Genomic DNA, 11279 nt, shown 5'->3' on the forward strand with positions numbered 1-11279 from the left:
AGGTTGACCCACTTCACCCCGTTGTCGACGACGTAGCGGACTGCGTCCAGCATCACGCGGTGGCAATAACCCTCCGGCCGCCCGCCCCGCCCCTGCAGCCATGCGGGGACCGGCAGCAGCGGCCGGATGACCTGCCACTCCGCCTCCGTCAGATCGGACCCGTAACACCGCACGCGGTCCGGCCCGTCCGCCGCGTTGCCGAACCTGTGCGCGAGACAGTCACACGCCGGAGACGACGCGTTGGACTCCAGGGACGCGGACGCGAAAGACTGCGGCAACAGGGCCTCCTGGGACTGCTCGGACGGGATCGCACCCCCGAACTACCAAGAGGCCCTGCCTTCATGCGCCGCTCCTGCCGCGATCACCCGATCAGGACCCCTGTTCGACCAGACAAGCCCGTTGAGCGGTAAGCGGAAGCCTTCTCAGAAGGACAGGTCACAGCGGGAGCGGGCCAGCCGCAACGAACTACTCCGGCGCGGGTCGCCTGACTCGCCTCCGCCCCTCTTAACACCCGCCCTCAACCCCTTCGGTGCACGCCGCCGAGAAGGAGAACGCTCGTGGATGACGTCCCCAGCACGACGACCGGGAACAACGACAGCACCCCGGTGTCCGACCAGCAACTGCGCGACGCGATGGTGCAGCGGCTGATCGAACTGGGCGCCGCACGCAGCCCCCGCGTGGTGGCCGCGTTCCGCTCGGTCCCCCGACACCTGGCCACTCCCGAGGTGGAGATGGCCAGGACCTACGACGCCGAGTACGCCGCCGTGACGAAGACGGACGCCACGGGCGTGGACATCAGCTCGGTGTCCGCTCCGCGCATCCAGGCCATGCAGATCGAGCAGGCCGATATCCAGCCGGGGATGAGTGTTCTGGAGATCGGCTCCGGCGGGGTGAACGCGGCCTATCTCGCCGAGCTGGTGGGAGAGCAAGGCCGCGTCATCACGATGGACATCGACCACGATGTCACGCAGCGTGCGAAGGACTTCCTCAAGGCGACCGGTCACCGGAACGTCACCGTGATCACCGCCGACGGTGAGCACGGCGTACCCGGCCATGCACCGTACGACCGCATCCTCGTCACCGTGCAGGCGGCCGACATCCCGCCGGCCTGGATCCATCAACTCAAGGAAGGCGGTCGGCTTGTCGTCCCGCTGCGGATGCGCGGCATGACCCGCACCATCGCCTTCACCCGCGACGGCAAGCGTCTGGTCAGCAACGGGTTCGAGCTGTGCGGCTTCGTGCCGATGCAGGGGGCTGGCGAGAACCGCGTGCGCTTGGCGGTCCTCCACGACACGGAGGGCGAGGAGATCGCCCTGCGCCTGGACAGCCACCCCGAACCCGACATCGAGGCCCTGCGTACCGCGCTGCGCACCACGCGCGCCGAGGCGTGGTCCGGCGTGACCCTCGCAGGCGATGAGTCCAACGAGCATGTGGACCTGTGGCTGACGACCGCCCTGGACAACCTCCCCCTGATGGCGGCGAAGCCCGCCGCCCGGCAACGCGGCCTGGTCGCTTCCGCCTCGCCGCTCGGCGTGCCGACCCTCGTGGATGGCGACAGCTTCGCCTACCGCACCGTCCGCGCCACCGACGACCCCGACCGGTTCGAGCTGGGCGCGGTCGGCCACGGGCCGCGCGGCAAGGCCGTCGCCGAGCGCCTCATCGAGGAAATCCAGACCTGGGACCGCGCCCATCGCGGTCACCGTGCGCACATCGAGGTCCACCCTGCCGGAACCCCGGACGACCAACTCCCCGCAGGCCGCGTCATCGACCGGCTGCACACGCGGATCACCGTCTCCTGGCCGTGACGCCGCCCGCGTCGCGACCAGGCCGTAAGACACATCCACCCACCTCTGCAGACGAGGAGAACGCGATGGCACCGCAGAACACAGGCACCACCTTGAAGACCGCCACGGACTTCGGGGCCGACGCAGCGTCGGACTTCGACCTCCGTATCGAGACCGTCGCCTCCGCCCCGGTCCTCGGCTCGCTGTTGAACGACACCAGCGACAACTGCGGCTCCACCTGCCAGTCCGCCTGCTCCAACAGCACCTGCATCGGCGGCTGACCCGCCGCGCGAGGGCCGGGCCGAGGCTCCTTGCCGGTCCGGCCCTCGCACCGTCGTGACGATGAAGGAGGCATGTCCCATGTATCGCGCTATTGATGCGGGCATGATCAGAGCTTCGGTGTTCCCGTTGGCGGCGACGCTGCCTCCGTGGCCAGATCTGTACGGCGACGCGTCCGCCGACGTGCACCGGTTGCAGGAGTGGATCGCTCAGGTCTGGACGGATGACACCGTGGCCGCTGCGATCGAGGTCGCCACCCCCCTCCTTGCCGACACCGTCCGCAAGGTGCTCAGCGGAGAACGTCGGCGCCCACGGCTCGTCAGGCGCACGGCTATCTCCCTGGCCCGCTACCTGCTGCGGATGCAGCACCGCGCCACGCCGTTCGGGCTGTTCGCCGGGCCCGCACCCATACGTGTCGGGGGTACAGCCCGAGTCCATTGGGGCGCCGAACACCGCGCCTTCGCACGCGCCGACGCGGTATGGCTGAAGGACGTCATCACCATTCTGGAACGCGACTTGGACGTGCTGCAGCACCTGCATGTCATCGCCGACCCCACCTGCACCGTGCGCGGGGGCAGCATCACTGTGCAGCACCAGCCGGGCGGCGCTGACGGCCCCACCGATACGCGGCTACGGCGCACCCCGGCCGTCGAAGCGGCACTGGCTCTCGCCCGTACCCCCATCACGGTCGGCGACCTCACGGCCAAGCTGTCCAGCAACTACCCCCAGACCTCGCCTGCGGTGATCGAGGACATGCTGCGCAACCTTGTCGCGCACCGAGTGCTGCTGAGCAGCCTGCAGGCCCCCATGACGTGCGACGACGCACTCGGTCACCTGATCGACCAGCTCGAAACAGCCGAAGCCGCCTCCGGCACGCCCGCGAAGCTTCGGCAGATTCACACACTCCTCACCGCCCACAACAACGGCCCACTGGACCACCAACACTCTCTCCGCGCACAGGCCGGCGCAAGGATGAACGCCCTCACCGGCATCACGGACCGCGCCCTGGTCGTCAACCTACGGCCCGACCTCGACATCGTCCTCCCGAAGATCGTGACCCGTGAGGCTGAGCTCGCTCTGGAGGTCATGGCCCGGATCACGCCGTACCCGAACGGCTCTCCGGCCTGGCATGACTACCGGGCGCGATTCCTGGAGCGCTACAGCATGGGCGCCATCGTCCCCTTGCGCGACCTCACCGACCCGGACACCGGCCTCGGCTTTCCAGTCGGCTATCGCGGCACGGTCCTGAAGCGCCCAGTGCTGGCCACGACCCGCCGCGACGAACACCTCCTCGCCCTCGCCCAACACGCCGCCCTCAACGACCAGCGCGAGATCGTCCTCAGCGAGGAGGACATCCAGGCACTGTCCCTCGGCGAGCCCGACCAGGTTCCCGCGCACGTCGAACTGTGCTTCACCGTGCTTTCGCCCTCCCTGAAGGACCTGGAGCGCGGCCGGTTCACACTGACCACGGCCGGGCTCTCCCTCGCGGCCGGCACCACCACCGGCCGCTTCCTGACCATGCTGGAGCGCCCCGACCGGGAGCGGATGACCGCCGCGTACGCCGGCCTGCCGACGCTCACTATCGGCGCCGCCCGAGGCCAGGTCTCCAGCCCGCCGCTGCGGCTGCCCACGTACAACGTCGCCCGCGCCCCGGCCGTCGTGCCGAATGTGCTGTCCGTCAGCGAGCACAACCCGCACGCCACCCTCGGCCTGGACGACGTCGGCGTCGTCGCCGACTCGCAACGCCTGTACCTGGTGCAGCTTGCCACCGGTCAGCCGATCGAACCGTCGGTCATGAACGCCGTGGAACTCGCCAACGCCACCCACCCACTGGTCCGTTTCGTATGCGAACTACACCGCTCACACACTGCGGTCCTCCTACCCTTCGCCTGGGGCGCAGCAGCCCAACTGCCGTTCCTGCCCGAAGTACGCGTCGGCCGCACCATCCTGTCCGCCGCGTGCTGGAGACTCCGCGCCCGAGACCTCGGCGGGGACAAATGGGCCTTCCGCTTCACCGACTGGCGCATCCGCTACGGCGTACCGCGCACCGTCTACGTCGGCAGCGACGACCAGCGGCTGCGCCTGGACCTCGACATCCCCGCCCACATCCAGCTCCTTCAGGCCGAACTGGACCGAAACGGAACGGTGGTGCTCCACGAGGCGCCCCCGGAGAGCGCGTTCGGCTGGGTGGGTCGCGCGCATGAGATCACCGTGCCCTTCGCCACCGACCAGCAGCCCGCCCTCGCGCCCATCTCCCGGACCGTGACCGTGGTGCGTCGCAATTCCGGGCGGATACCGGGCGCGAGCGAGTGGACGTACCTGAAGCTGTACGGCAGCGCCGACCGCGCGCCGGAGGTGCTGACCACCCACCTGCCGCGGTTGCTGAGCGACTGGGGAACCGAGGGGCCGAACTGGTGGTTCACCCGCTACGCCGACCCCGACAGCCACCTGCGACTGCGGCTCCGCATGCCGGACCCGCACGCCTTCGGCGACGCCGCACAGCGCGTCGCCGCCTGGGCAGCAGAGCTCCGCGCCGAGAGCCTGATCCAACGCGTGCAATGGGACACCGACGAGCCGGAGACCGGCCGCTATGGCACGGGCACCGTCCTGGATGCCGCCGAACGGTTCTTCGCCGCCGACTCCGCAGCCGCCCTCGCGCAGACGGCCCTTCCCATCCCCGATCACCTGCGGCGTGCCGTCACCGCCGCCAGTTTCGTGGACATCGCCGACGCCTTCCTCGGCTCACCCGCAGACAGCCGGGCATGGCTCACCACCAATCTCCTGAAGGACGACGGCGGCCCCGCACCCCGTGACGTGCTCACCACGGCGATCCGCCTCATCGCCCCGGACTACGACCGCGCCTTCCTGCTGTCCCTGCCGGGCGGCGCCTGCGTCGCCACGACGTGGGCCCGGCGCCAAGGCGCCCTGGCCGCGTACCGCCAAGCCCTCAACGCAAGCGGTGCCGACCCATCTGCCGTACTGCCATCCCTACTGCACATGCACCACAACCGCACCGCCGGTATTGACCCCGACGGCGAAGCCACCTGCCGCCGCCTCGCCCGCGCCGCCGCCCTGTCCTGGACCGCCCGCACCCAGGGAGTCCAGCGGTGACGACCGCCCCGCCCGCTCCCGAGTCCGACCTGGCCACCCGGCAGTCCCTCGCGCACGGCACCCTCGGCATCACCCTGCTCCACATCGAACGAGCCCGGCGCGGCCTCGCCCCATGGCAGGCCGTACACCGGCAACTCGCCGCCGTCCGCCCCCTGATCGACGGAGACAAAGCCAGCCTGTTCCTTGGCGCACCCGCGATGACGTACGTCCTCCACCTGGCCGCCGCCGACAGCGATCGCTACACCGGAGCCCTGCGCACCCTCGACCACGTCGTGGCCGCGCACACCCGTCGCCGCCTGGCCGCCGCCCACGCCCGCATCGACCAGGGTGACTACGCCAGCTTCACCGAGTACGACCTTTTCCGCGGCCTGACCGGGCTCGGCGCCCTTCTGCTGCGCCGTCGGCCGGACAGTGACGAGCTGAAGGCCGTCTTGGAGTACCTGGCCCGGCTCACCGAACCGGTCGCCGGGCCCAAGGGCAAGCCGTTCCCCGGCTGGTGGGTCGGACACGCCCCGGCCAGCCACACGGCGGCAACGCCGGGCGGTCATGCCAACGCCGGTCTCGCCCACGGCATCACCGGCCCACTCACCCTCCTCGCCCTCGCCAAGCGCCACGGCGTCACCGTGACCGACCACGACACCGCCATGACCCGCATCTGCCGCTGGCTCGATCGCATCCGCCACAGCGACCACCGCGGGACTCGCTGGCCGCGCTGGATCACTGAGACAGGCCACGCACCCGTACAGCCAATCGCACCGTCCTGGTGCTACGGCACCCCCGGCCTGGCTCGCGCACAGCAGCTCGCGGCAATGGCCCTTGCCGACGCCGAACGCAAGCGGATGGCCGAACGCGCCCTCCTCCACTGCCTGGCCGACCCGCCTCAGCTCGACCAACTCATCACCCGCGGCCTGTGCCACGGAGTCGGCGGCCTCCTGCGCACTGTCCAGCGCGTAGCCGAGGACGCCGAGACACCCACCGCGTTCACCGACCGAGTCCCCGAACTCCGCGAACGCTTCCTCGCCCTCAGCCCTCCGAAAGAGCCTGGCTTTCTCGAAGGGGCGGCAGGGGCAGCCCTGGCGTTCCAGAGCGCCGAACCGGGTTCCGAGCCCGCCACCGACTGGGACGCCTGCCTGCTCTTGTGCTGAGGAGATGAAGTGGACCACAAGTACGCCAGCGCGCTGGAGGACGCGGTGCTGTCCGTCCTCACCGGCACACCGGTCAACGATGCAGCTGCCAGCGCAAGCACGTCCCCTGCCCGACTGGCCAGCGCGGTCGAGCGCTACCGCGCCGCCGGCCAGGCCGCACTCGACACGCCGCCTGCGGACTGGCATCAGGTGAACATCGAGTTCGCCGATTATCCAACCGCGGACCGCGCCTTCCACGCCTACCTCCTGCCCGCCCTGCACACCAGGCCGGTCGGAGCATGGTGGTTCGTGCGCAAGTACCCCTGCTGGCGTCTACGCGTCCAGCAGAGCCCGGGCGCGCGGATGGACGACGTTGTCGAGCACCTCACCGATGCACTCGACTGCACCCTGTCCTGGGGCGTCGCCAAGCGGTGGTGGCCCTCGCAGTACGAGCCGGAAACCGTCGCCTTCGGCGGCCCGTGCGGCATGACGCTCTCCCACGCCCTGTTCCACACCGACAGCGTCGGAGTCCTCAACTACCACCACCACGCGACCGACAGCACCAGCAGGCTCCTCGGCCCCAAGGAGACCTCCCTCCTGGTCACCACCCTGCTCCTGCGTGCCGCCGGACTGGAGTGGGGCGAGCAGGGAGACGTCTGGGGGCAGGTTGAAGCCAGACGGCCACTGCCCGAAGACGAATCCCCCGACCAGGTCAGCGGCATGGTGGACCCGGTACGGCGACTCCTGACGCTCGACGCCGGCCCCGCACTCGCCGACGGCCCACTCGCGCCGCTCGGGAACTGGGCGACCGGGATGGAGCACGGGGGCCGATCCCTCGCGGACACGGCACACGCGGGCAACCTGTACCTCGGCCTGCGCGGCATCCTGGCCCGACACATCCTCTTCCACTGGAACCGCATGGGCTTCACCACCCGCCAGCAGGCCATCTACTCCAGAGCAGCCAGGGAGACGATTCTCGGCGGCTAACTTTGGCACAAGGCAAACCGCCCAGATCTTGAGCGAACTGTCCTGCGACTACTCATCACCGTTCCGGGCACCGCCATGCCCAGTCACCCAGGATTGAAGTGATGAACGAGCAGTCCACCAACCTGCGCGAAACCGTCCGTCGGCGCTACGCCGCCGCAGCCGTGAAGGTCACCGAGGGCGGCACCGCCTGTTGCGGGCCGCAGCCGGTCGAGGTCGCCCGCGCATGGATTGTGTGGTCAGCTCCGTGGTGGAGAAGCCTCTGGGCGCTCCGCAGTCGCCCACCTTTGATGGCCGACTCGGCGCCTGCCGTGCGGGTGAACTCGCCTTCGTCTTCGACATCTTGCGCTTCACCGGCCTGATCGGCCCCGTGCCCTCGGAGCGTTCGTCGACACCATGCACATTGCCTGGATCGACTTCGCCATCACCGGCGACCGCGGTTGGCCCGCCTACGACGCCCGGCTCCGTGCCACCAAGCGCTTCGACGAAACCTTACAACTGGTCCACGACCCGCGACCTGACTCCCGCGCCGCAGGGGGCAACCGGCTGACGCAGGTCGTCCACCGGCGTCAGCGCCAACACCACCAGGGCCGCTCGTGCCGGCATTGGGCCCAGTGCCGAGCGGGGTGGCGGGGCGTCGTCTCAGGTGGGGAGTGGGCGCACCTCGACGATCTGTTTCATGACGATGGTGGAGGTCAGTTTCTGTACACCTGGCAGCCTGGTCAGTTGCCCTTCGTAGAGCTTCCGGTAGTCGGCGAGGTCGACGGCCACGACGTGCAGGAGGCAATCGGGATCGCCGAAAAGGCGTTGTGCCTGCAGAACGTTGGGAATTGCGGCGACGGCCTCGTCGAAGGCCGCCAACGTCGACTGATCCTCCCGCTGCAGCGTCACGAAGACCAGCGCTTCGAAGCCGAGTCCCATCGCCTCCGGATCCAGCACTGCCTTGTATCCGCGAATCACGCCTGCGCGCTCGAGCTCGCGCAGCCGCCGCTGGCATCGCGAGATGCTCAGCCGGACCTTCTCCGACAGTTCCGTGATCGTCTGGCGACCGTCCTTCTGTAGCTCCGCAAGAATTTCGCGATCCAACCGGTCAATGGGCAACTCTCTCCCCAATCCGTCTGGCTGGTAGCAAAGGTGGCAAAAATATAGCGGTCGATCCCGCCTAGCCTCGTCTTAGAGAGTTAGCGCGGTCGACTGCTTCTTCAGGGGTGAAGTGTGCGCCGCGCCGCGACGCATTTCTCAGTCCTGAGTGGCGGTCCGATGGCCGCGGCCATCGCTCACCCTGACCGCCCCACGCCAATCGGAGGAACCAGTACTGATGTCCGTAGTCAACGAGATCGACGTAAAGGCTCTGCAGGAGACCATCGACGCCGTTCGGGCCACTCCCAAGCTCGGCCAGGTCACCTTCGTTGTCGACGGTGCGTGGCAGGGCGGTTTCCGGATCAAGGCGCAGACCGGCGCCCTGACGCAGGGCGGTGAGCGCGACGAGCAGCGTGTGGCGAAGTACACGATGACCAGCGACGAGCCGACCGCGCTGCTGGGCACCGACACCGCGGTCTCGCCCGCGGAGTACGTTCTGCAGGCGCTGGCAGGCTGCTACACCGTCACACTCACCGCCAACGCCGCCTCGCGCGGCATCGAGCTCAAGAGCTTCCGGCTGGAGCTCGAAGGCGACATCGACCTGCGCGGGTTCCTCGGTATCGACACCGCAATCCGTCCGGGCGTGCAGCAGCTGCGCGTTCGCGTCCACATCGAGGCCCCTGATGCCATCCGCGAGCAGCTCGAAGAGCTGATTTCCCTCGTCGAGAGCCGTTCGCCCATCCGCGACACCCTCGTTAACCCGGTCGACGTCGTCACCACGCTTGTCTGAGCACGCGACAGCCCGGACGCCCGAACTGTAAAGGACAGTCGCGGCGCACGACCCGCTGCCCGCATCCGCCCGAAAGCGGCATCGGACGGCGGGTCAGCCACGTGCGCCGGTGTCTTCCAGGGTGGGCATCCGCAGGAGGAGCCTGGAGACCCCGCACGGCGGTATCCGGGCTCAGGCGCGCCTGTTTCCCTCAATTGCGCATGGACTCATCGCTGAGATGCCAATGGGCTGAGTGACGCGCGGAACCGAATGCCCAGGCCCGCTTATCGCCCCGCCTGGATGGGACCCCCTCCTGGGGCATCGGGAGCTCGTCAGTGAGACCAAGAGTGGCCGAAGACGGATCGCATGGGCTGGCCTCTGAGACGCGGCACGGCTCTGCGGCGGCGCACAGGACGGGCGGCACCTACGCAGTCCTGCTGAGCGGACCGCAGAGGCTACCCATCACGTCCCTTTCGAGTCGACGAACTCACAGTACGGAGGCCATCCTGCGGACCCCTTCGGCGAGGATTTCCGGGGAGGTGGCCAGGTTTATACGGACAAACCCCGCTCCGCCCGGCCCGAAGGCCATCCCGGAGTTGAGGGCGATCCGGCCCCGTTCCAGGAAGACGGCCGCCGGGTCGTTGCCAAGGGCCAGTTTCCGGCAGTCCAGCCAGGCCAGGTAGGTGGCCTGGCCTGGGCGGCAGCGCACGGCGGGCAGGTGGGTGGACAGTAGATCGCCGAGCAGATGACGGTTTTCGTCCAGTCCGGCCAGCAGGCTGTCGAGCCAGGCACCGCCCTCCCGTAGGGCCGCGGCGTGGGCGATGACGCCGAGGTGGCTGGGGCCGTGACTGACTTCCTCGGGGAGGCGGGCCAGGTCGTCGGCGGCCTCGGGGCCGGCGATGGCGAGGGCGGCTTTGAGGCCGGCCAGGTTCCATGCCTTGGAGGCGGACATCACCGACAGGCTGTTCTCCGCGCCCGGCACGCTCAGGTAAGGAACGAAGGAGGTTCCGGCAGCCACGATGGGAGCGTGGATCTCGTCCGCCACGACGCGCACGGCGTACCTGCGCGCAAGCTCGGCAACATCGGTCAGTTCAGTGGCGGTGTGTACGGTGCCGGTCGGATTGTGCGGACTGCACAGCAGATACACCGGCCGCCCGCCGCGACCGGTGGCTTTCTGGAATGCGACCTCCAGAGTGGTCAGGTCGATCCGCCCTTCCTCGGTCAGCGGCGCCTCGACAACCGGCCGGCCGTCGTTGCGGATGAACTGATAGAAGGGCGGATACACAGGGCAGTTGACCACGACGGGGTCCCCGTGGCCGGAGACCAACTTGAGCATCTCGACGATGCCCAGCATCACGTCAGGGACGATCGCCGTCCGCTCAACAGCCAGGTCGTCCCAGTCCCAACGTCGCGCGGCGAAGTCCGCGAATGCCTCGCCATAGGCAGTTCCGGCCGGATACCCGGTATCTCCGCGCTCCACCGCACTGTGGATAGCTCGTGCTACGGGCTCGGCGACCGGCACGTCCATCTCCGCCACCCACAGTGGCAATACATCGTCCTGGTAGGTCGTCCACTTCATACTCGTGCGCTGCCGCAGCTGCTCCAGAGACAGCTGCCGCAGTGGGTTCACGCCGCGAGTTCCAGTGAGGTCCTTCAATGCGTCATCCATGAAGCGAAAATAGACCGCATGTCGCGCGTATTGTTTGCCTTTCTTGTGCTATCTGCCCTTCGGAGCGGCAAAGAGTCACCCAGTGTGGTCGCGATTCAGCAAGGAATTTGCGCCTGCCGGTTGCGACTCTTGCTCTGGGTCTCCCGCTCAACGCAGTGATCCTGCCGAGCATGGGCTGTCTCGATGCCGCCGTTCTCCAGTCGCAAGCCCAGGGTCACGTCACAAGGACGCCTCTGGCCTTGAGGCGGCCGAAGGACTTCGACCGGGTGTCTCCGTCCCGTTGGTCGGCGCGGAGAGAGGGCCCCCGCGGTTGAGGAGTGTGGCGAGGCGTCGACTACGTAATGCACTCCGCATCCTTCGACAGAAGGCGACTTGGTTGGTTGACTATTGATCCGAAACGGTAGGTGTTCTGGGTCGTTGATCCCTGCGTGAGTGAACTGGTGGGGGACGCGCGGCAGTTGTCGCCGTCGGCGCAGGAG

Annotated in this window: 9 protein-coding genes and 1 pseudogene; 7 read left to right on the forward strand and 3 right to left on the reverse strand. The window is 68.6% G+C overall.

Features of this window, described 5'->3' with window-relative positions; translation table 11 throughout:
* Positions 1–278 (reverse strand): transposase (locus tag HDC93_RS37125; RefSeq protein ID WP_260420001.1); only part of this gene is annotated, 278 nt, incomplete at its 3' end.
* Between the two features lie 279 nt (positions 279–557).
* Here HDC93_RS37125 and fxlM point away from each other — a divergent pair.
* The 6 genes and pseudogenes from fxlM to HDC93_RS39145 form a co-directional block, all read left to right on the forward strand.
* Complete coding sequence (gene fxlM / locus HDC93_RS37130) at positions 558–1805, forward strand: methyltransferase, FxLD system (RefSeq protein ID WP_185015174.1); 1248 nt, start codon at positions 558–560, stop codon at positions 1803–1805.
* Positions 1806–1870: 65 nt separating this feature from the next.
* Entirely contained in the window at positions 1871–2065 is a 195-nt protein-coding gene (locus HDC93_RS37135) for an FxLD family lanthipeptide (protein WP_185015175.1), read from the forward strand.
* 103 nt (positions 2066–2168) lie between these two features.
* Positions 2169–5174 carry a lantibiotic dehydratase gene (locus tag HDC93_RS37140; RefSeq protein ID WP_185015176.1) on the forward strand — a complete coding sequence of 1002 codons (3006 nt, stop codon included), beginning with the start codon at positions 2169–2171 and terminating at the stop codon, positions 5172–5174.
* Positions 5171–6319 (forward strand): lanthionine synthetase C family protein, encoded by a 1149-nt coding sequence (locus tag HDC93_RS37145; RefSeq protein ID WP_185015177.1) that lies wholly within the window; start codon positions 5171–5173, stop codon positions 6317–6319. Before HDC93_RS37140 ends, HDC93_RS37145 begins: the two co-directional genes overlap by 4 nt.
* Before the next feature lie 9 nt (positions 6320–6328).
* Positions 6329–7285, forward strand: a complete 957-nt coding sequence (locus HDC93_RS37150; protein WP_185015178.1) for a thiopeptide-type bacteriocin biosynthesis protein — start codon at positions 6329–6331, stop codon at positions 7283–7285.
* A gap of 101 nt (positions 7286–7386) precedes the next feature.
* Positions 7387–7500: pseudogene (locus HDC93_RS39145) on the forward strand (arsenite S-adenosylmethyltransferase); the annotation flags it as partial.
* A 424-nt stretch (positions 7501–7924) separates the two neighbouring features.
* Here the strand turns inward: HDC93_RS39145 and HDC93_RS37155 are convergent.
* Positions 7925–8377 carry an Lrp/AsnC family transcriptional regulator gene (locus HDC93_RS37155; RefSeq protein WP_185015182.1) on the reverse strand — a complete coding sequence of 151 codons (453 nt, stop codon included), beginning with the start codon at positions 8375–8377 and terminating at the stop codon, positions 7925–7927.
* 223 nt (positions 8378–8600) lie between these two features.
* On the opposite strand from HDC93_RS37155, the gene HDC93_RS37160 reads away from it, so the two are divergent.
* Positions 8601–9152 carry an OsmC family protein gene (locus tag HDC93_RS37160; RefSeq protein WP_185015179.1) on the forward strand — a complete coding sequence of 184 codons (552 nt, stop codon included), beginning with the start codon at positions 8601–8603 and terminating at the stop codon, positions 9150–9152.
* 466 nt (positions 9153–9618) lie between these two features.
* Here HDC93_RS37160 and HDC93_RS37165 read toward each other — a convergent pair whose 3' ends face one another.
* Entirely contained in the window at positions 9619–10800 is a 1182-nt protein-coding gene (locus tag HDC93_RS37165; RefSeq protein WP_185015180.1) for a MalY/PatB family protein, read from the reverse strand.
* Positions 10801–11279 lie beyond the last annotated feature (479 nt).

The organism is Streptomyces sp. AK010 (genome assembly GCF_014207295.1).
In the GTDB taxonomy this organism is placed as follows: domain Bacteria; phylum Actinomycetota; class Actinomycetes; order Streptomycetales; family Streptomycetaceae; genus Streptomyces; species Streptomyces massasporeus.